This is a genomic window from Aestuariivirga sp., from assembly GCF_020252395.1.
Classification (GTDB): domain Bacteria; phylum Pseudomonadota; class Alphaproteobacteria; order Rhizobiales; family Aestuariivirgaceae; genus Aestuariivirga.
Genome location: NZ_JADCDB010000001.1, coordinates 111,535 through 136,513, shown reverse-complemented (window position 1 = coordinate 136,513; position 24,979 = coordinate 111,535). Strand labels below are relative to the sequence as shown.

General features: G+C 64.8%; 24 protein-coding genes. 11 read left to right on the top strand and 13 right to left on the bottom strand.

All coding sequences use genetic code 11. The annotated features are described in order from the left end of the window. Window positions 1-63 precede the first annotated feature (63 nt). From IOC82_RS00630 to IOC82_RS00590, 9 genes are all read right to left on the bottom strand, one after another. On the bottom strand, window positions 64-2,199 hold the full coding sequence (locus IOC82_RS00630) for a tetratricopeptide repeat protein (protein ID WP_290544231.1): 2,136 nt from the start codon (window positions 2,197-2,199) through the stop codon (window positions 64-66). A gap of 11 nt (window positions 2,200-2,210) precedes the next feature. Next, on the bottom strand, window positions 2,211-2,633 hold the full coding sequence (locus IOC82_RS00625) for a hypothetical protein (protein ID WP_290544230.1): 423 nt from the start codon (window positions 2,631-2,633) through the stop codon (window positions 2,211-2,213). Window positions 2,634-2,717: 84 nt separating this feature from the next. Next, the gene (locus tag IOC82_RS00620; protein ID WP_290544229.1) at window positions 2,718-3,146 is read right to left on the bottom strand and encodes a hypothetical protein; all 429 of its coding nucleotides are present in this window, start codon (window positions 3,144-3,146) and stop codon (window positions 2,718-2,720) included. A 3-nt stretch (window positions 3,147-3,149) separates the two neighbouring features. Beyond that, window positions 3,150-3,908: a hypothetical protein gene (locus tag IOC82_RS00615; protein ID WP_290544228.1), complete on the bottom strand. Its 759-nt coding sequence runs from the start codon at window positions 3,906-3,908 to the stop codon at window positions 3,150-3,152. Further along, window positions 3,909-4,121: a hypothetical protein gene (locus IOC82_RS00610; protein ID WP_290544227.1), complete on the bottom strand. Its 213-nt coding sequence runs from the start codon at window positions 4,119-4,121 to the stop codon at window positions 3,909-3,911. Window positions 4,122-4,242: 121 nt separating this feature from the next. Continuing rightward, window positions 4,243-4,926 carry a hypothetical protein gene (locus IOC82_RS00605; RefSeq protein ID WP_290544226.1) on the bottom strand — a complete coding sequence of 228 codons (684 nt, stop codon included), beginning with the start codon at window positions 4,924-4,926 and terminating at the stop codon, window positions 4,243-4,245. After that, window positions 4,923-5,558, bottom strand: coding sequence for a toxin-activating lysine-acyltransferase (locus tag IOC82_RS00600; protein WP_290544225.1), 636 nt, complete (start codon window positions 5,556-5,558; stop codon window positions 4,923-4,925). Before IOC82_RS00600 ends, IOC82_RS00605 begins: the two co-directional genes overlap by 4 nt. A gap of 162 nt (window positions 5,559-5,720) precedes the next feature. After that, window positions 5,721-6,353: a hypothetical protein gene (locus IOC82_RS00595; protein ID WP_290544224.1), complete on the bottom strand. Its 633-nt coding sequence runs from the start codon at window positions 6,351-6,353 to the stop codon at window positions 5,721-5,723. Window positions 6,354-6,361: 8 nt separating this feature from the next. Further along, window positions 6,362-6,487, bottom strand: coding sequence for a hypothetical protein (locus tag IOC82_RS00590; RefSeq protein WP_290544223.1), 126 nt, complete (start codon window positions 6,485-6,487; stop codon window positions 6,362-6,364). A 170-nt stretch (window positions 6,488-6,657) separates the two neighbouring features. On the opposite strand from IOC82_RS00590, the gene IOC82_RS00585 reads away from it, so the two are divergent. The 8 genes from IOC82_RS00585 to IOC82_RS00550 all read left to right on the top strand — a co-directional run bounded on the left by IOC82_RS00585 (window position 6,658) and on the right by IOC82_RS00550 (window position 15,566). Further along, a complete protein-coding gene (locus IOC82_RS00585; protein WP_290544222.1) occupies window positions 6,658-7,167 on the top strand; it encodes an invasion associated locus B family protein in 510 nt (169 codons plus the stop codon). A 51-nt stretch (window positions 7,168-7,218) separates the two neighbouring features. Then, window positions 7,219-8,655, top strand: a complete 1,437-nt coding sequence (cls, locus tag IOC82_RS00580; RefSeq protein WP_290544221.1) for a cardiolipin synthase — start codon at window positions 7,219-7,221, stop codon at window positions 8,653-8,655. A 513-nt stretch (window positions 8,656-9,168) separates the two neighbouring features. Beyond that, window positions 9,169-10,473: a sugar ABC transporter substrate-binding protein gene (locus IOC82_RS00575; RefSeq protein WP_290544220.1), complete on the top strand. Its 1,305-nt coding sequence runs from the start codon at window positions 9,169-9,171 to the stop codon at window positions 10,471-10,473. Between the two features lie 73 nt (window positions 10,474-10,546). Beyond that, complete coding sequence (locus IOC82_RS00570; protein WP_290544219.1) at window positions 10,547-11,455, top strand: carbohydrate ABC transporter permease; 909 nt, start codon at window positions 10,547-10,549, stop codon at window positions 11,453-11,455. 4 nt (window positions 11,456-11,459) lie between these two features. Beyond that, window positions 11,460-12,290: a carbohydrate ABC transporter permease gene (locus tag IOC82_RS00565; RefSeq protein WP_290544218.1), complete on the top strand. Its 831-nt coding sequence runs from the start codon at window positions 11,460-11,462 to the stop codon at window positions 12,288-12,290. Window position 12,291: 1 nt separating this feature from the next. Then, window positions 12,292-13,293 carry an ABC transporter ATP-binding protein gene (locus IOC82_RS00560; protein ID WP_290544217.1) on the top strand — a complete coding sequence of 334 codons (1,002 nt, stop codon included), beginning with the start codon at window positions 12,292-12,294 and terminating at the stop codon, window positions 13,291-13,293. After that, complete coding sequence (locus tag IOC82_RS00555; RefSeq protein ID WP_290544216.1) at window positions 13,293-14,063, top strand: L-iditol 2-dehydrogenase; 771 nt, start codon at window positions 13,293-13,295, stop codon at window positions 14,061-14,063. Before IOC82_RS00560 ends, IOC82_RS00555 begins: the two co-directional genes overlap by 1 nt. Window positions 14,064-14,096: 33 nt before the next feature. Continuing rightward, window positions 14,097-15,566 (top strand): mannitol dehydrogenase family protein, encoded by a 1,470-nt coding sequence (locus tag IOC82_RS00550; protein WP_290544215.1) that lies wholly within the window; start codon window positions 14,097-14,099, stop codon window positions 15,564-15,566. Here the strand turns inward: IOC82_RS00550 and IOC82_RS00545 are convergent. The 4 genes from IOC82_RS00545 to IOC82_RS00530 form a co-directional block, all read right to left on the bottom strand. Next, the gene (locus IOC82_RS00545) at window positions 15,563-18,016 is read right to left on the bottom strand and encodes an AMP-binding protein (RefSeq protein ID WP_290544214.1); all 2,454 of its coding nucleotides are present in this window, start codon (window positions 18,014-18,016) and stop codon (window positions 15,563-15,565) included. The two genes, IOC82_RS00550 and IOC82_RS00545, sit on opposite strands and share 4 nt — an antisense overlap. A gap of 179 nt (window positions 18,017-18,195) precedes the next feature. Further along, entirely contained in the window at window positions 18,196-19,206 is a 1,011-nt protein-coding gene (locus IOC82_RS00540) for an ELM1/GtrOC1 family putative glycosyltransferase (protein ID WP_290544213.1), read from the bottom strand. Continuing rightward, window positions 19,196-20,326: a glycosyltransferase family 1 protein gene (locus IOC82_RS00535; RefSeq protein ID WP_290544212.1), complete on the bottom strand. Its 1,131-nt coding sequence runs from the start codon at window positions 20,324-20,326 to the stop codon at window positions 19,196-19,198. Before IOC82_RS00535 ends, IOC82_RS00540 begins: the two co-directional genes overlap by 11 nt. Window positions 20,327-20,376: 50 nt before the next feature. After that, entirely contained in the window at window positions 20,377-21,309 is a 933-nt protein-coding gene (locus IOC82_RS00530; RefSeq protein WP_290544211.1) for a hypothetical protein, read from the bottom strand. A gap of 30 nt (window positions 21,310-21,339) precedes the next feature. Between IOC82_RS00530 and IOC82_RS00525 the strand changes: the two genes are divergently transcribed. The 3 genes from IOC82_RS00525 to IOC82_RS00515 all read left to right on the top strand — a co-directional run bounded on the left by IOC82_RS00525 (window position 21,340) and on the right by IOC82_RS00515 (window position 24,870). After that, window positions 21,340-22,512 (top strand): ELM1/GtrOC1 family putative glycosyltransferase, encoded by a 1,173-nt coding sequence (locus IOC82_RS00525; protein ID WP_366935626.1) that lies wholly within the window; start codon window positions 21,340-21,342, stop codon window positions 22,510-22,512. A gap of 36 nt (window positions 22,513-22,548) precedes the next feature. After that, the gene (locus IOC82_RS00520) at window positions 22,549-23,877 is read left to right on the top strand and encodes a sugar-transfer associated ATP-grasp domain-containing protein (RefSeq protein ID WP_290544210.1); all 1,329 of its coding nucleotides are present in this window, start codon (window positions 22,549-22,551) and stop codon (window positions 23,875-23,877) included. A 75-nt stretch (window positions 23,878-23,952) separates the two neighbouring features. Then, window positions 23,953-24,870 carry a sulfotransferase domain-containing protein gene (locus IOC82_RS00515; protein ID WP_290544209.1) on the top strand — a complete coding sequence of 306 codons (918 nt, stop codon included), beginning with the start codon at window positions 23,953-23,955 and terminating at the stop codon, window positions 24,868-24,870. Window positions 24,871-24,979: the final 109 nt, after the last annotated feature.

Below are 24,979 nucleotides of genomic sequence, written 5' to 3'. Positions count from 1 at the left end.
CATTCGCCGTCCCGCCGCCCGCGCATCAATGAAGTCTTGCGTGCCGCATGCGCCGAAATCAAGTCACTTCGGCTGCGCCAGGAACTGCTCCAGCTCCTGCGGCAGCGCCACGCCCGGGTCGAGCGCCCGGGCCCGGCTGGCGGCTTCGGCCGCCGCCACCTTGTCGCCCTTCAGAGCATAGCCGATGGCGTAGGCAACCCAGACGTCGGATCGCTGTGGGTCTGCGCCTTGTGCGCGGCGGTACCAGCCGAGTGCGTCGTCGAATTTCCCCTGGCGCGCCGCGAGGTCGCCGCGCGCCAGCATCATGTCGGCGTTGCGCGGCGATGCTGCAAGGCCGGCGTTGAGCGCATCTTCCGCGGCCTTGACATTGCCTCGCGCGTCGGCGAGCTGCGCCAGCACCAGCCAGGCGGAGGCCAACTGCGGGTCCATCTCCACTGCGGTGGTGAAGGCCTGCTGTGCCTCGTCCCACTGGCGGCGGCTCAGCGCCAACCCGCCAATCGCCATGTGCGATTCCGGCGTGTCGGCATTGGCCATGCGCGCATCCACGAAGTCCCGCAGCCCCCTGCTGTATGCGGCATCATCTTGCGCCGGCAGCTTGGCAGCCCCGGCGCCGGCAATCTCCACTGCCGTGCGCTGGCGCACGCTGCGGGCAGGATCGGCGAGCAGCGGCATCAACAAGGCGATCCGGCTCTGGATATCGATCTGGCGCAGCGCCCCGGTGGCCGCCGCGCGCACCAACGGGTCGTCGTCCTTCAACGCTTGCCCGGCGTCCGCCGCCGAAAGGGAACCCGCCGATCCCAGCGCCTGGAGCGCGGTGGCGCGCGCGATGGCCGGGTGCTCCCGGTCGAGCACGTAGCGCGTGAGATCGGCGACGGTCTTCTCCGCGCGGTCGCCGTTCGTGAAGGCGATGAAGGCCGAACGGTCCTGCCAGTTCTTGTCTCCGGCGGGCGTCCATGCGGCGATCTGCTCCGCCGCCCATCCGGCAGTCTTGCCGGCGTGGCAACCGGTGCACACGTCAGGCGCTCCGGCCGCTTTCGACTGCAGCGGATCGGGCCTCCTGAAGAAATGGTCGCGCCGCGGGTCGATCCGCATGTAGCTCCGCCCGGGCATGTGGCAGCTCACGCATTGCGCGGCCTCGCTGCCTTGCTTGTGGCGGTGATGCAAGGGCGTGTCGAAATCGGCCTTGCGCAGTGACGGGAACGCATCGTTTCCCGCCGTGCCGTGACACTGCGTGCACACGGCATTGCCCTCCGCCACCAGCCCGCCGCCATGCGGCTCGTGGCAGTTGGAGCAGGTCACGCCCCTGGCCTTCATCTTGGATTGCAGGAAGGATCCGAGAATGAACACCTCGTCCTTCTGCTGTCCGTCGGGGAAATAGAGGTCCGGCGTCAGCAGCGCCAGGGCATAGTTGTCATGGAAGGGCGCCCCGGCCGCGGGCTGAACCTGCGAGAATGCCTCACGGCGCGCGTGGCAGGGTCCGCAGACTGCCAGTTCCTGCGCCTGCTGCCCCGGCCCCATCGGCAGGGCCGCATAGGGATCCTCGCCGCCATGGCCTTTCGCCCAGGCCACATGCGCGCCGCCCGGCCCATGGCAGGCCTCGCAGCCTACGGTGAGTTCCGCCCAGTGGCTCTTGTAGGTGCGGGTGGGAAAGTCGAAGCCCTTGTCGAAACCGGTCTGGTGGCAGGTGGCGCAGCGCGCCTGCCAGTTCTTGTAGGTCCCCGTCCAGTGCAGCCCGTCGCCCGGCGGCGCATGCTGATCGGGGTAGAGATGGAACCATTTCCCTGCGGTCACGTCCCAGGCGAGGTCGAGCACCTGCAACCGGCCCTTCTCCGTCTCCACCAGATACTGCTGCAGCGGCCTGTGGCCCACGGTGTAGCGCACCTCGAAACCGGAAGGCTTGCCGTCCGCCCCTTCGGTTTCCACGAAATACCTGCCGTTCTTCGAGGTGAAACGCGTGGTGACGTTCCCGTTGGCGATCGAGGCATCGTTGAAGTCGCCGAGCACGCTGGCCGCATCCGGCGTCTTCAGCGCCCAGGCATGGTCCGATCCCGCCCAGGCACCCGCCTCCGCGACATGGCATCCGGCGCAGCTGGCGCTGCCGGCGAAGCCGCCGCGGGGCACGTCCTCCGCCCGGGCAAGGGACGCGGAAAGCGCGCACAGCACACCCGCCAGAAACAGTTGCCAACGGAGCCTCGGCATCGCCATCCCATTCATAACAGACCGTGGCAAGCAGAAAGGCGCCGAAGGGCGCTGTCAAGCCACTCCGGCGCCTCTGTGCCGTCCGCGCGTTCGCCCCGGACGCTGGTGACGGCTTTCATGACACGCTGGAGGTTGAAGGAGCCCGGCGTCTGGCGCGGCGGGAACTCCTTGTGCGGCCACCCGGCCCTGCCGGCAAGGGCCGGACCCTGGTCATCGCCGCCGATGCGGGCCCGGTAATCGCGCGCGCCGGTCTTCCGGCCCTTGAGGAGGTCTAGCCTGGCACTCGCGTTGCCCGCCGCCGCCACCAGCGCGGCGGGCATGTCCGCATGCGGGGCGATGCCGTTGATCGCGGGCTTGATGGCGCCCGCCCACTTGATGACGCCCGTCACGCGATAGCCGCCCTCCCGGTTGGTGTCCTTCCCGCCGCGGAACATCGAGGTGCTGCCGGCGGGGTGGTAAGTGCATTTCCGAAATCCACCGCAAACATTGACTTTATGTAATGTGCTGTTCCAAGGTAATTACCTTGACGTTAGAGTTTGCTCTATGTGCGATGGCAGCCGGAAATCGCTTGCCTTCGGAGAACCCAGATGATGCTTTTGCGATCGAATGCCCGGACCGCGGCTGTTGCGATCGGCGCCGGCACCGCCGTCAAGGAGATCATTACCGGACTCTCCCCACAGATAGTCTTCGCCCGCTTCACCGAAGATCGCGTCATTGCCGTCGCCGCCATAGACCACATCGCTGCCATCGGCAAGGGTGTAGGCCGAGGCGTAGAAGCCGGCGGATTTCCATTTTGTATACTGAGTTTCCGGCACCCCTGAACCAACATGATCAATGAATGTCGCGGAACCAACGGTATTTCCGGAAACCTCGAGTCCCGCGCCGTATTCACGATTGTATGAGTCCATTGCGAGAATGGCTCTGAGCAAATCCTGATTCGTCGGCATTACTTAATCTCCTTTCAGAAAGCGGTTCTGGGCGCCTGCGTAGTCTGTAATCAACCCCTGTAGTCGGCGGCGTGCATCGATAGGGATTTCCTGCCAACCTGGATTGTCCATCACTTTCGGATTACCAATCCACGGAAGGAGTGCTTCGACGCGACCCTCCGTCACCGGCTCATCGGTGATCTCAACCGTGTAGGACTTGATGCTATTTCCGGGGCCGAATGTGGCGGCGAGGTTGGCGGGGTCGACCTGCTGCACGGACTTCGGATCGCTCAGGTCGCCAAAGGTGACCATCATCGGGTACTGATCGGGAGGGACGTCGAGTGGCTCGCCCTGAGAGTTCTTGAGCTTCGGCACGCCCTCCCAAACTCTTTGGTCGTTGTGAATGCCCAGAAGCGCCATCTCATTTGGTTTCATTTCCTGGATGATGGCAAAGAGATAACGCCCGGGTGAAACCTCGATCGCCAGCGCCTCGCCCGTCTCGCGCATGGGAGAGGTCCTGAACAGCCGGTCCTTCCACATCACCTTGCCCCGCATTACGCTGGAGGTGACGTCCCCATTTGGCGTCTCGATGGTGAGCGTCTGCTTCGTGTGCCAACGCACGGGCGGGTCCCATAGGTTTTGAATGTCAATACCGGTAAACAGACCGAAATAGAGAAACAGCACCTGCGGCGGCCAAGTGTTCCGCAGCAGCCACAAGAGCCCCATGGCCAGCGCGACGCCGGTCACCCAAGGCCAGGACTTTGCGGTGATATTGCTGGCCACTCAGCTGCCCCTTGCCTGCATCGCCAGCTTGGTCTGGCCGGTCTGCGTGCCTGCGCCGGCAACCCAGCCGTTGAGGATGTCGTTCCCCTCTGCGAAGGGATCAAGCCCGTCCGTCCCGCGGTAGGAGATCACCGTGCTGCCATCGGCAAGTGTGTAGGCTGAGGCGTAGAAGCCGGCGGCTTCAGAACCCGATGGGATAGATATATCCAACATTCTGGCTCCGCCAATCATTGAGCCAGGCCCGCCCAGACCTTCTATACCTGGCGAGTAGCCTCGGTTGTAGGAATCCATAGCGAGTATCGACAGCAACAGATCTCTAGACGTAGCCATAGTTTCAGCTCCTTCTAAAACTGCCGTGAGTGACTTGGCGGCAAAGTGGGTATTCCAACTCGTTTGTTGATTTGCAGAGACCTGGTTCCGGATAGGGACCGAGCCAAGGAAGTAACTTGTTTGCCCAGCCCTTCGTCACCGGCTCATCGGTGATCTCCAGCGTGATGGATTTCAGCGCGTAGCCGGGGCCGAATGTGGCCGCGAGGTTGGCGGGGTCGACCTGCTGCACGCTCGCCGGACTGCTAAGGTTTCCGAAGGTCACGAGCATGGGATACATCTCGCGCGGAACGGTCAGGACCTCGCCCTTGCGGCTGTTCAGCTTGTAGGCGGACTCAAGCGGCGCTTCGTCCGGAAAAAACAGAATTTCGGTTTGTGGCCGGTACTGCTGGAGCAGCGCAAACAAATAGCGCCCCTTCGCCACCTCCACCACCACCGCCTCGCCCCCGAGCCTGGCATGGGCGGAGCGGAGAACCGGATCCTCCGACAGCGTCTGCCACCGCACCGCACTCCCCGACACATCGCCCTGCGGAGTGGCAATGGTGACGGTCAACTTCTCGTTCCACTCGGCAGGATACATCCAGCACCCCGCCAGCCCCACGCCCGCCAGCAACAGGGCAGCGCCCGTGGCGCCGCGGCGCCATAGGCTGCGCCTTGCAGGCCGTCCGGCGGTGGGCCGGGCGCCGGTCATGATGCTAACCAACTGCCGGCTGAGGTGGCGCTTGTCGCCAGCGTCCCCTCCCGCCTCATCTGGATCGAGCCCATTTTCTTCAGCGTCTCCGCATCCAGCAGCCGCAAGATGCCTGGGTGAAGCTTCATGCGGCCGTCCTTCGCCAGCTGGCGGAAGTTGCCGATCACGGCGGCGGCGCTGCGCGGGTCTGGCGCGATGACGCCGGGCAGCCAGTGGTTGTCGCCCGATGTCCAGTCCTCCGGCTTGAGGCGCAGGGGGAAGACGCCGGCGCGGGTCTGGTCCTGGAGGCGGGCCTCGGCCTCGTCAGAGAGGCTGGCCCAGATGGCGATGCCCAGACTGCCGGCCAGGGGGTTCTGCTCCCGGTCCTCGGCATATGCGATGCTGACCCTGTCCTTCAGCAGAGGTTCGAGGACAAGGTGCTGGAGATCGGCCAGCGTCTGGTGGCGGTGGCGCGACCGCGCCATCATCGCCATGACGATGTCGCCGAACCCTTCGCGCGGCTGGGCCCGGGCCGCAGTGAACGCGCGGACCGCGCCGGCATCCTGCCCCGCAGGCGGCGGATTGGCGCCCGGGCCGGGCGCAGCGCCAGCATGTGCCGCGCCGTTCACCGGTTCCATTGCACGATCCGTCATCGCTCACCCCTTGACCCAGCCCATTTGCTGCGCTGCGATGTTCAACGGAACACAAGTTCATAACAATTCGGTAATATTCGATAACGTGGACCGCCTACTTACGTCAAGGTGAACATCGTCCCTCTTGTGGCAATGCCAGGCGATTTTCCGCGGCCCCGAAGTTTACGCCGCGCGGCACCGCGTGTCCGCACTCACCCTAAAGGCATCCTGCGTGGCGTTGCCGAACAGCTCGCTGCCGTTGTCGATCCGTCCATTGCCGTTGATGTCGCGCGCCAGAAAGCCGTCCTGCGGCGAAATCCACCCCGCCCGCTCCCGGAAATCATTGCCGTCGAAATCGAAGTGCGTCTGGCTCCGGTCAAGCCGGATGAGCTGGACGCCATCTCCATTGAGGTCGAGCACCAGCGGATCGATGAACAGCGGAGCGAGGCCGCGGAAAGGCTGGGTCGGAGTCTTCTCAGGCTCATCGTCATCGGGCGCGAATTCCAGGTGCTCGACGCCGATCAGAACGTCGAAGCCGTCCCGGCCTCCGTTGGAGTCGCGCACGAGTATTATGTTGTCAAGGTACTTGACATCGTACTCGGACTCTTTGCCGCGATAGACGGCCGTGTCATCGCCCGCTCCGCCGTTGATCCAGTCATCGCCTCCCAGCCCCTTCAGCCTGTTGTTGAGGCTGTTGCCCGTGATGATGTTATCGAGCTCGTTGCCGGTGCCCATGACAGCGCCGCCGGACCCGATGCCCGGCGCAGGCGGCGGCGCCGGCTCGCCAAGGACGAGATGTTCCAGCCCCGCACCCAATGCGTAACTTATCGAAGCACCACCGTGTCGGAATAGCCGGTGGAGTCGGTTATGCTGTCGCCCGTGGTATCGACATAATAGGCGTCGCTGCCGCCGCTGCCGAAGCCCCAGTGCAGCGGCGCCTCACCTTGCACGCGCCCGCCAGTCAGAAAGCGCGTCACCTCCGGGTCGCGGGCATTGCAGCACCGGGTTCGCCGCAGGCATGGCCGCGGGACGTTGTGAGACCGCGGCTGAGGGTGAGCTTGAACCGCCCCCTGACGCGCCCTAGGATCAAGGCAGATATCCACGCTGAAAGACCAACGCCATGAAAACCGCTGCCCTATCCTTGTCGCTGCTGCTCGCCGCCAGCGCCCTTGCGCCAGTGGAGGCCGGCATGGCGAAGCCTCTGACGGGAGACTCCTTCGGCGATTGGGTGCTGCGCTGCACGAAGACCAGCACTGGCGAAGAGGCCTGTGCCCTGCATCAGCGGATCATCGCCAGGGACACCCGGCAGCCGGTCGCGGCCATTGCCCTTGCCCGCAACAAGGACAGCAAGGAGCTTCGCCTCGCGGCGGTCTTGCCGCTGGGGCTCGACATTCCCGCCGGCGTGACCGGCAGGGCAGGGGCGGTTATGCTGCCCTTCACCGTTCAGACCTGCGTGCGGCGCGGCTGCATCGCCAGCACCGCCGTCGACGGGAAGACGCTTGGCGCGCTGCGCGGTGCGGATGCTTTCAGCGTGACCTTCAAGATGCGCATCGTGGTGGAGCCCACCACCATTCCGGTGTCGCTGAAGGGGTTGGATGCAGGGCTGAAGGCGCTCGACGCCAAAGGATAAATGTTGCCGCGTGCCTTGCGGCCCGGCACATTCTGCTAAGCTGGCGTCCGCATGACATCGCTTCTGATCGTTTTCATTCATGCCGTTCTGATGGCGGCCGTCATCCTTCGCGTCCTGCTGCGGCGGCCGGCGCGCGGCGTGGCGGTGGCCTGGCTGCTGCTGGCGGCGACGGTTCCCTATTTTGGCGCGCTCCTCTATTTCCTTATCGGCGAACGCCGCATCTCGCGCGGCCGTGCCCTCATGCAAGGCGACTTCCATAAGATCACCGCGCCTCATTTGGCTGAGAACCGGCTGCAGTACGGTGGCGTGCAGCTGACCCACAAGCAGCAGCCGCTGGAGCGGGCGGGCCAAAGCTTCTTCGGCGCCCCGGCTTTCGCCGGCAATTCCGTGACTCTCGCGTCCGATACCCTCGCCATGCTGAAGCACATGGCCGCTGACATCGATGCGGCGCGAATCAGCGCACTGGCCGAATTCTATATCTGGACCGAGGGCGGCCTCACGCGCGGCGTGCTGGAGGCCCTCATCCGCGCGGCCGGGCGTGGCGTGAAGTGCCTCGTGCTGGTCGATGCGCTGGGGGCTGCCAGCTGGTGGCGGGGCGCTGAACCGGACATGCTGCGCAAGGCCGGGGTGGAGTTGCGTGCGGCTCTGCCGGTGGGCCTGCTCCGCGGCCTCGCGGGGCGCACCGACCTGCGGCTTCACCGCAAGATCGTGGTGATTGACGGGCGCATCGCCTGGACCGGCAGCATGAACATGGTGGACCCGCGCTTCTTCAAGAAGGATGCGGGCGTCGGCGAATGGGTTGACGCGATGCTGCGCATCGAGGGGCCAGTGGCGGGCGCGCTGGCCGCCGTCATGATCAGCGACTGGGTGGCGGAAGGCGGCGTCACGCTGGAGCAGGTGGTGGCCGAGACCGGCCTCGAGCCCGCGCCGCCGCAAGGTTCTTCGTCCATCCAGGTGCTGGCGTCGGGGCCGGGCGAGTCGGGTGACGGCCTGCTGCAAGTCATGCTGGCGCTGATCAATGCAGCGGAACGCGAGGTGGTGGTGACGACGCCCTATTTCGTCCCGGAGGATTCTCTCGTCACCGCGCTGCGCGGGGCCGCGGCGCGGGGCGTGAAGGTCGTCGTGGTGCTGCCGCGGCGCATCGATTCGCTGCTCGTGCGGCATGCCAGCCGCTCCTTCTTCGACGAGGTGATCGCGGCGGGAGGCGAGATCTATGAGTTCAAGGGCGGGTTGCTGCATACCAAGTCGATCACCGTCGATGGCGAGCAGGCGATGTTCGGGACCGCCAATTTCGACATGCGCAGCCTGTGGCTCAACTACGAGGTTTCGCTTCTGGTCTATGACCGGGATGCCGTGGCCGGCATCCGCAGCCTGCAGCAGAACTATCTCGACGATGCCGAGGCAGTGATGCTTGTGCCCTGGAACCAGCGTCCGGTGGGCGCGCGGCTCATCGAGTCGACCATGCGGCTCATGACGCCGCTGCTGTAAATCTTGCGCCGCAAGGAACAGAAAGCGAATCTTGCAATGCTTTGTGCAAAGCTTTGCATCAACTGATCTGCAGGCCATTTGTGCCGACAAGTAGAAAAACATTGCAAATTCAGTTACTTAAGTCATGCAAGGGGCATCTGACCGAGGCACCCGTAAAAGTTGGACCGCAAAGCTTTGCATTTCTTGCGGACAGATCCCGAACGTTCCCTGAAACGCCAGTGAATTCGAACGTTAAAGCTGAACGTAGTGATAATTGGCATGCTCAAGTCTGTGCCCTGTTGCCTAAATCATCTCAAGTTTTTGAGCTTTTGCTCAATAGATGGGCGTTAGGCTCGCACTTGGCGCCGCTGCATGCGAATATAAAACTGCATTCTAACTAAAGCGGCCAGCGTTCCTGCTGCGCTGCCGAAGCAAGTGTGCGGCGCACACATGAATGTCGCTTGACCAAACGCCATTAGTGAACATACGCTCTTATGATGGGCAAATAATTGCCCAAGCGAATGGGAGGACCATATGAAATCTCTGTTGGCAGGCATTCTGGGCGCGATCAGTCTCGCCGCCCTTGCCTCGACCGCCTCGGCCGAAACGACGCTGACCATTGCCACCGTCAACAACGGCGACATGATCCGCATGCAGGGCCTGACCGAGGACTTCACCAAGAACAACCCGGACATCAAGCTCGAGTGGGTGACCCTCGAGGAGAATGTGCTGCGCGAGAAGGTGACGACGGACATCGCCACCAAGGGAGGCCAGTTCGACGTGCTCACCATCGGCACCTATGAAGTGCCGATCTGGGGCAAGAAGGGCTGGCTGGTGCCGCTGACGCAGGTGGATGACCCGGCGGATCTGCTGCCCGCCATCGCCGGCGGCCTGACGGTGGACGGCAAGCTCATGGCCTCGCCCTTCTATGGCGAGAGCTCCATGGTGATGTACCGCACCGACCTGGTCGAGGCGGCAGGCGAGAAGATGCCGGAAGCTCCCACCTGGGCGGACATCAAGCGCATCGCCGGCAAGATCACCGACAAGGACAAGGAAATCTATGGCGTCTGCCTGCGCGGCAAGGCCGGCTGGGGCGAGAACATGGCCTTCATCACGGCCACGTCCAACTCCTTCGGCGCGCGCTGGTTCGACGAGAACTGGAAGCCCCAGTTCGATACGGCGGAATGGAAAGACACCCTCAACTTCTACCTCGACCTGATGAAATCCGACGGGCCTCCGGGCGCTTCCTCCAACGGCTTCAACGAGAACCTCGCCCTGTTCAACGCCGGCAAGTGCGGGATGTGGATCGACGCCACGGTGGCCGCTTCCTTCGTGACCAACCCGAAGGAGTCGAAGGTCGCCGACAAGGTGGGCTTCGCGCTGGCGCCGGACAACGGCCTCGGCAAGCGCGGCAACTGGCTGTGGGCCTGGTCTCTGGCCATCCCCGCCGGCACACAGAAGGAGGATGCTGCCCAGAAGTTCATCAGCTGGGCGACGTCGAAGCACTACACCGAGCTTGTTGCCGGCAAGGAAGGCTGGGCCAACGTTCCTCCGGGCACGCGCACTTCGCTCTATGCGAATCCTGAATATGCCAAGGTCCCCTTTGCCAAGATGACGCTCGACTCGATCAACTCGGCTGACCCGACCAAGCCCACCGTGAAGCCGGTGCCTTACGTCGGCGTGCAGTTCGTGGCGATCCCGGAGTTCGCCGGCATTGCCACCAGCGTCGGCCAGATATTCTCGGCAGCGCTTGCCGGCGAGAAGACCGCGGACCAGGCGCTCGCCGAAGCGCAGGACGTGACGGCGCGTGAAATGACCAAGGCTGGTTACATCAAGTAACCGAACCTCCCGCAACTCGGCTGCCCGGCTTGAGACCGGGCAGCCATTTTCCTCCCCTCACTGGGTTTGAGCCATGGCAACGCAGCAGACTCGCTCGATCGGCAGGATCGCCGTTGCACCATCGGTCCTTGCCCTGTTCCTCTGGATGATCGTGCCGCTCGCCATGACCATCTGGTTTTCCTTCCTCCGCTACAATTTGCTCGACCCCAATCCCGCCTGCTCGCTGACGACACCGGGCGCGCTGATGGACGAGGCCAACCGCTGCCTCGCGGGCGCCACCAATTACTATTACTTCCTCACTGACCCCGCCTTCTTCAAGGCCATGCGCAATTCGCTGCTGCTGGTCTTTTGGGTGCTGGTGATCTCGGTCGCGGGCGGCACGCTTCTCGCCCTGCTGCTCGACCAGGCGATCTATGGCCGCAATCTTGTGCGCCTCATGGTGATCGCGCCCTTCTTCGTCATGCCTACGGTGAGTGCGCTGGTCTGGAAGAACATGATGATGCATCCGGTGCAGGGCTTCCTCGCCTGGATCACCAAGTCGATGGGCCTGGGCGCCATCGACTGGTTTGCGCATTATCCGATGACGGCCATCGTCATCATGGTGTCCTGGCAGTGGCTGCCTTTTGCAACACTCATCATTCTCACCGCGTTGCAGAGCTTCGACGAGGAACAGAAGGAAGCCGCCCAAATGGACGGCACGCCGCCGTTCTCCTTCTTCTGGTACATGATTGTTCCCCACCTCGCGCGGCCCGTTACTGTGGTGATCCTCATCGAGACGATCTTTCTTCTCAATGTCTTCGCCGAAATCTATGTCTCGGGCTCGGGCGGGCGCGCCGGCAACCTGCCGTTCCTCGTCTATCAGTACGGCCTGATTTCCAACGACATCGGCGGAGCATCGGCAGGAGGCATCATCGCGGTCATCCTCGCCAACATCGTTGCCTTCTTCCTGATGCGGATGATCGGCAAGAACCTGGAGGCATGAGAACATGGCGCGCGCAGTTCCCATCCGCCGCAAGGTAATCTTCACCGGCCTCGCCTGGGGCCTGGGCTTCGTGATCTTCTTTCCCGTGTTGTGGACGGTGCTCACCAGCTTCAAGACCGAAGGCGAGGCGGTATCAATCCCGCCCACTTTCCTGTTCTTCGACTGGACGCTCGAAAACTATGCCATCGTGCAGGAGCGCTCGGACTACATAAAATTCGCGATGAACTCGGTCTACCTCGCCCTTGGCTCCACGCTGCTGGCGCTTCTCATCGCCATCCCAGCCGCCTGGGCCATGGCCTTCGCGCCGGGCAAACGCACCAAGGACCTGCTGATGTGGATGCTCTCCACCAAGATGATGCCGCCGGTTGGCGCGCTGATCCCGCTCTATCTGATCTTCCGCGACCTGAAGCTTCTCGATAGCCACATCGGCATCATCCTCGTGCTGACGCTGCTCAACCTGCCGATCATTATCTGGATGCTCTACACCTACTTCAAGGAAATCCCGGGCGAGATCCTCGAGGCATCACGCATGGATGGGGCATCGATCGGCAAGGAGCTGATCTATGTGCTGGCCCCCATGGCGGTGCCCGGCATTGCCTCTACAGTGCTCCTCAACATCATCCTGGCGTGGAACGAATCCTTCTGGACGCTGACGCTGACCACCAAGGATGCAGCGCCGTTGACGCAGTTCATCGCGTCTTATTCGAGCCCGGAAGGCCTGTTCTGGGCCAAGCTCTCCGCCGCCTCCACCATGGCTATCGCCCCCATCCTCGTCCTTGGCTGGTTCGCCCAGAAGCAGCTCGTCCGCGGCCTCACCTTCGGAGCAGTGAAGTAACATGGGCGGAATTTCGCTTAAGCACGTCCGCAAGACCTTCGGCGATACCGTCATCATCCCGGGTGCGGATCTCGAAATCGAACATGGCGAGTTCATCGTCTTCGTCGGCCCCTCGGGCTGCGGCAAGTCGACATTGCTCCGCCTTATCGCAGGGCTGGAGGACCTGACCGGCGGCCAGATCCTCATCGATGGCGAAGACGTGACCGGCGTTCCTCCCGCCAAGCGCGGGCTCGCCATGGTGTTCCAATCCTATGCGCTCTATCCGCACATGAGTGTGCGGAACAACATCGCCTTCGGCCTCAAGATGGCGGGAGAACCCAAGGAGCAGATCGACGCCAAGGTGGCCAGGGCCGCCGCGACGCTGAACCTGACCGATTATCTTGAGCGCAAGCCCCGCCAGCTCTCGGGCGGCCAGCGCCAGCGTGTGGCCATCGGCCGCGCCATCGTGCGCCAGCCCAAGTGCTTCCTGTTCGATGAGCCGCTGTCGAACCTCGATGCTGCGCTCCGCGTCAACATGCGCGTCGAGATCATGCAGCTGCACCAGCAGCTCGACGCCACCATGATCTACGTGACGCATGACCAGGTGGAGGCCATGACCATGGCTGACCGCATCGTGGTGCTGAACAAGGGCGTGATCGAGCAAGTGGGCTCGCCGCTAGATCTTTATCACAAGCCGAATTCGGTCTTCGTTGCGGGCTTCATCGGGTCGCCGAAGATGAACCTCATCTCCGGCCCCTTCGCCACGAAGTACAAGGCCGCGACGGTCGGTATCCGGCCGGAACATATCGCCATCGTCAGCGAGGGTGGCGATGCACGCGGCGCCATCGTGCTCACCGAGCACCTCGGCTCCGACTCTTTTCTTCATGTCGATGCGGGCGAGGCGGGCCGCCTCACGGTGCGCGCGCCGGGTGACAACCTGGGCAAGCCCGGCGAGGCCGTGTCGCTCGCCTTCGAGAAGGCCCGTATCCATCGTTTCGATACCCAGGGAAAGGTTCAGGTCTGATGCGTCTTCAGGGAAAAACGGCAATCATCACCGGCGGTGCGCGTGGCATCGGTGCGGCTATTGCCGCAGGCTATGCGAAGGAGGGCGCGCGCGTCTGCGTGGCCGACCTCAATTTCGCGGAGGCCGATGCATTGGCGCAGAAGATCGGAAACGGCGCCTTCGCCTATGCGCTGAACGTCACCAAGCTGGACGAGATCAAGGCCTGCGTCGCCGAATGCGGGACGCGGATGGGCGGCATCGACATCCTCGTCAACAATGCTGCCGTCTTCGACATGGCGCCCTGGGGCGAGATCACCGAAAAGAGCTATGACTTCGTCTTCGGCGTGAACGTCAAGGGTCTGATCTTCATGCTGCAGGAGGCGGCGGAGAGCATGAAGCGCCGCGGCCGGGGCGGCAAGATCATCAATTTCGCCTCGCAGGCCGGCCGCCGCGGCGAGGCGCTCGTTGCCGTCTATTGCGCGTCGAAAGCCGCCGTCATCTCCATCACCCAGTCGGCGGGCCTGGCGCTCATTGCGCACAAGATCAACGTCAATGGCATAGCGCCCGGCGTGGTCGACACGCCGATGTGGGAGCATGTCGACGGCCTCTTCGCCAAATATGAAAATCGTCCGCTGGGCGAGAAGAAGCGCCTCGTCGGCGAGGGCGTTCCCTTCGGCCGCATGGGCAGACCCGAGGATCATGTGGGCTGCGCCATCTTTCTCGCGTCGTCCGAGAGCGATTACGTGGTGGCCCAGACCTACAACGTCGACGGCGGCCAGTGGATGAGCTGACGGCTCCCCCGGAACAGAAAGAGACTGCCTGACATGACGACGCTTTCCCGTGCCACCCTCGCGAGCCTGAAGCCCGGCATCGCCGTGCCGGCTTATCGGGCCTTTGACCTGAAGCCGGGCATCCTGCATTTCGGCCTCGGCAATTTTCACCGTGCCCACCAGGCGGTCTATCTCGACACGCTGTTCAACATGGGCAAGAGCCGCGATTGGGGCATCATCGGCACCGGCGTCAGACCCGCAGACCGCGTCATGTATGACGCGCTGAAGCCGCAGGATTGGCTCACAACGGTGGTCGAGCAGGAGGCCAATGTCAGCCGCGCCCGCGTGACGGGCGCCATGCTCGGAATGGTCCCGCCCGAGGACCGCGCCGCCATCGTGCTCCAGCTTGCCGACCCGGCAATCCGCATCGTTTCCATCACCGTCACCGAGGGCGGCTATTTCATCGATCCCGCCACCGGCCAGTTCAATCCGGACTTCGAGGAGATCGCGCAGGATGGCAGGAACCCGGACGATCCGCAGACGGTCTTCGGCCTCATCGCTCTGGGGCTCAAGAAGCGGCGCGAGGCTGGCACGAAGCCCTTCACCGTCATGTCCTGCGACAACATCCCCCACAATGGCGTGGTGGCGCGCAATGCCGTCGCCGGTGTCGCGCGGCTGTGGGACAAGGGCCTGGCTGACTGGATCGCCGCCACTGCCGCCTTTCCAAACGGCATGGTGGATCGCATCACGCCGGCCACGACCGGCCGTGAGCGCAAGCTCTGCGCGCAGGATTTCGGCATCGAGGACAATTGGCCGGTCTATTGCGAGGAGTTCATCCAGTGGGTGCTGGAAGACACGTTCTGCAATGGCAGGCCTGAGCTCGAGGCCGCAGGCGTGCAGTTCGTGCCCGATGTCACGCCCTTCGAGTTCATGAAGATCCGCATCCTCAACGGCGGCCACGCCGCGATCGCCTATCCGGCCAGCCTGCTCGACGTGCATTTCGTGCATGATGCGATGAACCATCCGCTGGTGGCCGCCTTCTTTGCCAAGATCGAGCGCGACGAGATCATGCCCACCGTGCCGCCGGTGCCCGGCGTGGTGCTGGATGATTATTACCGCCTCATCCATCGCCGCTTCTCCAACCCGAAGATCGGCGACACCATTCCGCGCCTTGCCTTCGACGGTTCCAACCGCCAGCCCAAGTTCATCGTGCCCGTGGCGCGCGACCGGCTGAAAGCGGGAGGCTCCGTCTCATCGCTCGCCTTCGAATCCGCGCTGTGGTGCCGCCATTGCTTCGGCAAGACGGAGACGGGCAGGGACATAACCGCGGGTGACCCGATCTGGCCGCGCCTGACGGCGCTTGCGGCGAGGGCCAAGGCTGATCCGCTTGCATGGCTGTCGATGGATGATGTCTATGGCGATGTGGGCCAGTCGGAAATCTTCCGCGAGGCCTTCGCCCGGAGCCTCGCCGGCATCTGGGCGAGGGGCACCGAGAGGGCGCTGGCCGATTTCGTCGGGGCTTAAGCCTCGCGCGCCGCCAGTTCCGCCTTGCGGCTGAGGCCTGCCAGCGCCAGCCGCTGCAGCGTGGCGGCCGCGATGCCGGTGATGAGGCCGATGGCAACCGTGGCGGCGATGCCCCACGCGCCATAGCTCTGCAGCTGCAGAAGCTCGGGGATCACCTGGTGGAAAAGGTAGATGTGATAGCTCGATGCTGCGACCAGCATCACGCCCGGCAGCATCGGCCGCGGCAGGCGGATCGCCGGCAGGAACAGCAAGGCCGCCATCGCCGGCAGCTGGATCAGGTTCATCACCCAGGCGCCTGTCCAGTTACCGCCGAGGTAGGCCGCCGCCGGGCAGATCAGCGTGAGGGCGAAGAGCAGCAGCAGCTTCTGCGATGTCCGCCTCGCAAAATAGGCGGCCCAGCCGAGCAGCGGCAGCCACAGCACATAGCTGAGCAGGAAGATCTTGCGGTTGCCGACGTCATAGATCAGCGGCACGCCATAACGCAGGCCGAAGGCCGCGATCATGGCGATGAAGGCAGTGGCGAAGGGCCGTGCTGCTACGGCCCGCCGCACGCCGCCAAAGCAGAAGGCGAACGCGGTCAGCAGGCAGAGCTGCGCATAGGCCTCCACGAACCAGTATTGATAGGGCAGCATGCTGCCCTTCGCGGGATCGGCCAGCCCCAGGTTGCCGGCGAGGAACACCGAGGCCCACGGAATCTTCTGCCACGCCAGCGCAAAGCCGGCGACCACCACCAGATAGGGGAGCAGGTTGCGCAGCATCGGCTTCAGGATGGCGCAGACGCGCCCGGCGAACAGCGCGTCGCGGTGGAAGCGCGCGAAGCCATAGCCCACCAGCATCATCAGCGTCATGGCGCCGCCGGGAATGGGCCAGCCGCTGGCGTGATGCAGCACGATGAGAAGAATGGCCGCGGCGCGGAGCGCAATGTGACTCTCGATCCTGCCGAACCGGCTGGTCCGCGGCTTCGTTTCGCTCCCAGCCATCTTCTCCAGCCGCGCAATAGGTATCGTCTCCCAGCCTTGGGGCAAGCGGCCGAGCCGCGCCTCAACGGCGAGCGACACCTGCGCATAGGCGAGCGAGTCGCCCTCGAGACTCTCGAAACTGTCCTGCGGCCCGGCGGCGCGCGGGTAGAAGCTGGCGCGGAAATCCTGGAGCAGGTTGCGCGGCGGCGCGGTGGCAGCGGCCGGGGCAGGGGCAGCCAGCACGCGATAATCGATCTTGCCGGACGGGAGCCGCGGCAATGCGTCATGGCGCTCCACCCGGATGCAGCGTTGCGGAAGCGCGGCAGCCTCCGCCGCCAGCCGCGCCACGTCGGCCTCCGTTGCTTCCGCATGAACGGTGATCGCCGCGTCATCGCCGGTCACCGCACAGGCGATGCCGCGTGAGCGCAGCGACCATTCGATGGCCTCATGCCCGATGCGCAGGCCGGCGATCTTGGAGAAGCGCGCGGCCCGCCCGGCAAGCCGGATGAGACCCGTTTCCGTCATCACCGCAAGGTCGCCCGTGGCGAGTTCCTCGAGTTCGGCTCCGCGCGCCAGGTCGGCGCGGGTGGCGGCATAGCCCATCATCACATTGGGGCCGCGGTAGAAGAGTTCGCCTTCTTCGCCGCGCGGCGCATCGATGCGGAGTTTTCCGCCGGGAATGGCGATACCGATACAGTCCGGTTGGTCCGCCGCTTGCTCGGGTGGCAGGTAGGCCATGCGGGCGGTCGCTTCCGTCTGGCCATACATGACGAAGAATTGCCCGCCATGGGCCTGCAGCCGCTGGGCATAGAGTCTCACCAGTTCCGGCGGAAGCCGGCCTCCGGCAACCGTCATGTAGCGGAGTTTTGGCCACAGCCTGTTCCGGAAGCCGATGCGCTCGAGAAGTTCATAAGTGAAAGGCACACCCGAAAGGCCGGTGCAGCCGCTCCTGGCCGCGCCCTCCAGGAAACCTGGATCGACCACGCTTTGGCCGCAAAAGGCCATGCTGGCCCCCGCCGCCAGGTGGGAATTCAACACCGAGAGCCCGTAGGAATAGTGAAAGGGCAGGGTCTGCGGCACGCGGTCCGCCGCGGTGAGGCCGAGATAGCCGGCGATGCTCGCCGCATTGGCGGCGATGTTGGCGCGTGACAGCCTCACCCAGCGGGGCCGGCCCTCGGAGCCGGAGGTGGCAAGCATCACGGCGAGGTCGGGGTGCAGGCCGGCGCCAGGCGCATCCGCATGTTCCGATATGCGCCAGCGGCCATCGGCAACGCCACATGAGAGTGACGGGCGGAAGTCGCCGCGGAAGCGCTCCGCCGCCGGTGCATCGCCCGGCGGCAGCAGGGCCACGGCATGGCCACCCCTCAGCGCGGCGAGATAGCTGACGGCAAAATCATGGGAAGCCTGGGCCTCCAGCGCGATGAGCCGCCGCGCGCGCCCCAAGCGCCGCCGAACGGCCTCCACCTTCTCGTGAAGATCGCCGTAGCTCAACTCATGCCCCGGCAGGAGGAGAACCGGCGCGTCATTGCCGGGCTTTATGTGGGCAAGGATGTTCAGGAGCGCTCGCCCAAGACCGCGCCCCTGGAAAAGGCCGCGGCGAGGCGGCCGGGGTCCATGGCGGAGACGGAAAGCTGTCCGAGAGTGCGATGGTTCATGTGAAACTCGGTGGGTTAGGGTCTGGACATCAATTCACGCAGCGACTTCACGGCAATTTCAAGGTCGCGCCGCGCAGCGCCCGGTTGCGGCGGCGGCACGGCTTCTCCGAACCAGCCGATTCGCCCCTCGGCCACGAGGCGCGCGAAGAGCTTGCGCCGGTCCGGCGCCACCTCGATCACGCCCGCGTTGAACAGCCAGCGCACCGGCCCCATCAGCGCTTGGGGCGCCTCCACCGAATTGCGGTAGAGCCAGCTGCCCAGCTTCCATTTGGCATTGAGCGCCTGTGGCAGCGGATAGATGGAGACGGGCTTTCCGCTCGCCAGCGCATCCGCCACCATGGAGACGGAATCGCTGGTCACGATGATCTCGGAGGCTTCGGCAAGGGCGTCCTTGTAATGGTTCGTGCCGTGTCCGGACAAGGTCAGGCGGTGCGGAGCGACGATGCTTCTTTCGAGAACGGCAATTGCCCCGGGCGGCGTGCGGGGGCTGGTGACGACATCGAGCACCTGCCCTCTCTTCGCAGCATGTGCCAGGGCGTCCGCAGCAAGCCTTTCGGCCGCCGCCGCATCGAGAAGGTCGGGAAAGGCAGGGCCGCCGACGGCGAGAGCGACCGGGCCGGCGCCCTTCCGGGCGCTGGCCTCTGCCACCCCGGTCAGCGGCATGGAGAGTTCCACCAGATTGGCCGCTGCCGGAATGCGGTACTGCGCGGTGGTGAGGATGAGATCGAAGTTTCCCGGGGCGCCCGCCGGCCGGCCGAGGCAGACGATGCGCGTGCCGGGCGACAGCCGCTTGATCCCGCGCGCAATCACACTGGGCGAAGCCTCGGCGCAGAGCACGAGGTCGGGCCACGGCGGCGACATCTTTTCTTTCAGCAGCAAATTCGACAGTACGGGGATGTCCGGCCCGGCGAAACGCAGCGTCTTCACCTCATGCGGCCAGCCCATGGCCTTCGCGAGCGCCAGCATCTGGTCGAGATCGCCCTTGCGCCCGCGCGAGAGGATCCAGATCGCCGGATCAGCGGCCATGGGCTTCGCGCAGGACCGTGCGATAGCTGTCGAGCAGGCCCGACAATATCGCGTCCCAGCTGAAGGTGAGCGCGCGCGCCCGCGCCGCCGCCCCCATGCGCCGGCGCAAGGCCTCATCCTTCACCAGCATCTCGAGCTTCGCCGCCAGCCCCTGCTCGTCGCGCGCACTGACAAGGTGTCCCGTCTCGCCCTCGATCACCAGCGAATTGCTGCCGCTGGCAATGGCATTGACGGCGGTGAGCCCGCTCGCCATGGCTTCAAGCGTCACGTTGCCAAAGGTCTCGCTTTCCGACGGAAAGAAGAAGATGTCGGATGAGGCATAGGCCCGCGCCAGGTCCTCCCCATGCAGGAAGCCCGCGAACACGCCGTTCTTCAGCCCCGCCGTCATCGCCGCCATTTCGGGACCGTCGCCGATCACCAGCGGCTTCATCTTAAGCCCCCGCTCGGTGAGCAGGTTCATCACGCGCATGAAGATCGCGGTGTTCTTTTCCTTCACCAGCCGTCCGGCGAAGCTGATCGCCACCTCGCCGTCCGCAATGCCCAGCGCGCGCCGCCACGCCATGTCGCGCTTCCCGGGCGAGAACAACTCGCTGTCCACGCCCCGCGCCCATACCTCCACATGCCGCGACTGGCCTTCCTTGCGGATGATCTCCGCCATCGACTCCGACGGCGGATAGACCCGGCGCACGCGGTTGTAGAAATTCCTCATGTAGCGCTGGCCCAGCTTCCCGAACATGCCGAGGCCATAGAAGCGCAGATAGGTGTCGTAGCGCGTGTGATAGGAAGCGACGGCGGGCACGTTCCACGTTTCCGCCAGCTTCAGCGCCTGGTAGCCGAGGATGTCCGGCACCGCGATGTGGAACAGCGTGGGCCCGAAAGCTTCGAGCCGCTTGCGTTGCGCTTCCGGCAGGCCGGTGGCGATGCGGTATTCCTTGCGCGTCGGGATGGCGAAGGAGGGCACGGGCACCAGCTCGCCCACCGGCTCGAAGGCAGGCCGCTCCGCCACTGGCGCAAAGACCAGCACCGGCACGCCGCGCTTTTCGAGAAACGCCACGAGGCGGTTGAGCGTCAGCGCGACGCCGTCCTTGATGTAGTTGTAGTTGCCCGTGAAAAGAGCCACCCGCAGATCGTCCGCGGGTGGCCCTGCCTCATGCATCTCGTGGGGCGGGCTCAGGCCGCGGCCTTCATTTCGGCGAGCGGCGGCAGGCTGGGCGCGGCCTTCATCACCTCGACGGAGTCGTGGCGGATGTAATTCTTGTCCATCGCGTCCCTGATCTGCGCATCCGTCACCATGCCGGCCTCATAAGCGCCCTTGAGCAGGCCGTAGAACAGCTGCTCCTGCCTTGGGTCCGGGTGCCTGGCATAGCGTCCGAGCAGCGCATGCTCGCCGAACATCTTGCGGCGCATGCGCATGATCCAGCCGATCACCGGCACGAACTCGGTCGGGGTATAATCGACCCTGAGGCCGGTCTTCCACGGCTGGGTGCGGCGGCGTGTGTTGTGGATCATCTTGGTGGCGGGGGTCAGCTTGTCGAAGTCGTTCCACTCGTTCTCGAACACGCCGATGGTGTTGGGGTCTTCCATGAGCAGCGAGATCCACTGGTGATAGTCGCGCTTTCCTTCGAACAGCTCGTTGAAGCTCTTCTCCACGTCCCAGTGCTTCAGCTTGGCGCAGTCAAGCAGCATGACGGAGGAGGCGAAGGCGCCGTTCTTGAATTTGGAGCCGCGGCACATGATGGCCTTGCCCTGCATGTCGCGCGTCAGCAGCTCCCACACGTCCTGCACCGCGAAGACGTCCGGATCGACGACGAGGGCGCGGCCCTGGTAGCCCATCAGTTGGGGCGGCAGGAAGCGGGTGAGAGTGAAGGACTGCAGGTCATTCTCCAGCCACACGCGGTCCACGCCATGACGCTTGTACGTCTGCCCGTCGCGCTTGGCGAACCATGGATAGGCGTCCTTGTTCATGATGGTCACGTCGAACTCGCCGGCGTGGGGCGACCGCTTCATCGAATAGGCGGACACGATGGCGCCGATCGACTGCTTGTCGTTCGCCTGGATGAAGATGTGAGGCCGGGTGGCCCCGGCATTGCCGGTCGAAGCCATGACAATCCCCGAAACTATTGATGACAAACGATCCCTCTATCATGTACTGACCGGCGCGTCCAAGGCCGCTCGCGCGCGGCTCTCTGTCACAAGGTCCAAGTCATTGCCGCAGAATGGAAATTTTGCCTGAAAAACCGCAGCCTGAAAACCTGGATCCTGATCAGCCCGCACTCCGGCGACAATACCCAGCTTCGGGCCATCGCAGGCGCACTGGGCTGGCCGGCTGAGTCGAAGCGGCTCTTCTATCGCCGTCACGAAGGCCTGCTGCGGCTGATGAGCCTTCCCACCCTGGCAGGCGTGGAGCTCGCGGCGTCGAGCCCGCTTGCGGCACCGTGGCCGGACCTCGTCATCTGTTCGGGCCGCGGGGCGGAGGCCGTGGCCTTCTGGCTCAAGAAGCAGAACCCGCAGCTCCGCATCGTCTTCGTCGGGACACCGTGGTCGGCGCTCAGCCGCTTCGACCTCGTCATCACCACGCCGCAGTATCGTCTGGCCGGCGCGCCCAACGTGCTGCACAACCTGCTGCCCGTCCATGACGTGACGCGGGAGCGGCTGGCGGCCGAGGCGGCGCGCTGGGCGCCGCGCCTCGGCCACCTGCCGCAGCCCTTCACCGCCGTGCTGGTGGGCGGCGCGAGCGGACCCTATCGCTTCACGGCGGATTCGGCGCGACGGCTTGGCCGCGAGGCCTCGGCGCTCGCGAGGGGGGAGGGCGGTTCGCTTCTCGTCACCACCAGTGCGCGCACCGGCGCTGCCGCCGCCGGGGCGCTTCAGGCGGCGATCGACGTGCCCTTCTTCCTTCATCGCTGGCAGCCGGACGCAGCCGGCAATCCCTTCCATGCGATGCTCGGGCTGGCCAGCCGCATCGTGGTCACGGCGGATTCGATCTCGATGATGGCGGAGGCGGTGAGCACGGCAAAGCCGGTGCTGCTCTTCGACATCGAGGAGGGGGTCTTCGCCATGCGTGAAGATCCCGGCGCAACCCGCATCGGCTGGCGCGGCCGCGGCCCCGGCGCCACCATGTTCCGTCTGCTGATCAATTACGCCCCGCCACGCTTCTCGCGCGATCTGCGCGTGGTGCACCGCCAGCTCATCGCGTCGGGCCACGCGCAGTGGCTGGGCGGCCCGCCCTCGCGGGCGCCGCGGCAGCCGCTGGAGGATGGGCTTGCCCGCGCGGTCACTCGCATCCGCGGGCTTTTCGGCCTATGAGCGTTTCTCCTTTACCCTTCCGGACACCGTGATTCGATGCCTGCCCCGCAAGACTCCCGCCTCAGCCCTGGCGACCGCCTGACGGCGCTGAAGGGCGCTGCCTGGAAGGCCCTGCTGGTGGCGGGAGAGGGGTTCGCCTACATGGTGGCAGGGCTTCCCATGGCGCTCCGCCGCATCTTCCGCGGCAAGCCCACGCCGGCGCTGCCGCCCGCCGAATATCTTCACCGCTATTATGCCTGGGTATACTGGCAGCTGCCCTGGGGGCCGCTGAAGGCCATCGTCGCGGCCATCGTCTGGCCCATCGCGCTGATGATTGCCGTGTTCATTTTCGCGCGCCGCAATGCCCGCGTCATTGCTCAGCGTTCGGGCGTAAGCCCGGCCGCGCAGATCTTCGGCCAGGTCGAGATGGCGTCGCGCTTCGCCATCGCACCCTTTTGGTACTATATGTTCGAGCTGCACTTGGCGGAGCGCAAGAAGCGCGCGCATCTTTATCTTACCGCGCATGAAACCATCGGCCCCGCCTATGCGCTGCTGCAGCCGCCCGAAGGCCTGGACGGCATGGACGACAAGATCTGGTTCGCCGAGCACTGCCATGAGCAGGGTGTTAGCGCCGTTCCGGTGCTCATGCATTTTTCCAGGGGCGAGCGCCAGCCGCTGAAGGGCGGCAGCGCCGTGCTGCCCGATGGAGATCTCTTCGTGAAGCCGCGCTCCGGCAGCGGCGGCCACCGCATGGAGCGTTGGGACTTCATCGGCGAGGACCGCTATCGCAATGCCCATGGCGGCATTCTCACCCGCGCACAGCTGATGGAGAAGCTCTCGCGCCAGTCGCTGAAGGATGATTTCCTCGTTCAGCCGCGGCTCGCCAACCACCCGGCCCTCGACGACATCTCGAACGGAGCGCTCGCCACCGTCCGGGTGCTCACATGCCGCAACGAGCAGGGCCGCGCCGAGGCCACGAATGCCGCCTTCCGTATGGCTATCGGCAATTCGGTCGTGGACAATTTCCACCAGGGCGGCCTCGCCACGGCGGTGGACCTGAAGACGGGTGTCATCGGCATCGCGTCGGACATTGGCATCCGCCCGGACGTCGGCTGGCGCGACGCGCATCCGGTGAGCGGCGCCCGCTTCGCCGGCCGCACCCTGCCGCACTGGCAAGACGTTCTTTCGCTGGCGGTGAAGGCGCATGAGGTCTTTCCCCAGCGCGTGGTGGTGGGCTGGGATGTTGCCATGCTGGCCGGAGGCGCCATGATCGTCGAGGGCAATGGCAAGCCCGATCTCGACATCCACCAGCGCGCCGAGCGCGGCCCCGCGGGCGAAAGCCGCATCGCCCATCTCCTCGCATATAATGTGAGTTCCCGTGCCTGACGGGCGGCGCATTGCTGTTGCGGCGGCGATTTGCTATGCCCGCCGCGCCCTTGCCGCTTTGAAAGACCAGATGTGATGCCGCTTCCCAATTCCTTCGACCTCCGCACCGGCCTGCGCCAGCTTGTCTCGCACGGCTCCGTGCTGCTGCCGCGGGAGACCGGCATCCGCGCCGAACGCTGGTTCCGCGGCTACGAGGAGATGAAGAAGCTCAAGGCCGCCGGCGGGGCAATCGTTTCCTTCGGCAAGAGCGGCCGCACCTGGGTGCGCGTCCTGCTGTGGCGCTACTTCGCGAAGAAGAATGGCTATGCCGGCGACTCGATCTCGGGCTTCGACGAGTTCCGCAACCGCCACCCGCAAGTGCCGGTGCTGTTCTTCACCCACGACAATTACCTGAAGGACTATCTCGGCCATGACCGCAAGGCCGAGATCTATGCCGGTCTTCCTGTGGTGCTGCTAGTGCGCGACCCGCGCGACACGGCGGTCTCGCAGTTCTTCCAGTGGAAGCACCGCATGGCGGCGCGCAAGAAGGTCATCAACGGCTATCCGCTGAGCGGCGATGCGAGCGTCCATGATTTCATTGCCGGGGCGCAGGCGGGCCTTCCCAAGATTATCGGCTTCATGAATGACTGGGCGGCAGCCGCGCCGAAGATGAAGAGGCTGCTCGTCGTGCGCTACGAGGACCTCCGCGCCGACACGAAGGGCCAGCTGCGCCGCATTCTCGACTTCCTCGGCCAGCATCCCGCCGATGCCGATCTCGACGATGCCGTCAGCTTCGCCTCGATCGACAACATGCGCCGCATGGAGATCGAGAATGCCGGCAAGGCCGGCGCCCAGCGCAGCATGAAGCCGGGCAATGCCGACGAACCGTCGAGTTTCAAGGTGCGCCGCGGCAAGGTCGGCGGCTGGCGCGACTATGTGACGCAAGAGCAGGCGGCCGCGCTGGACAACATGGTGCGCGAACGGCTGAACCCTGTCTACGGCTACAACAGCTAGAGCATCGGGCGAGCAAGTGGAATCGCTTGCGAAGCGAAAGATGCTCCAGAGTCAAAAGCTGGCGCAACTTTACGCCCTCAAGTGCGGATGCACTTGAGGGCCCGTTGCG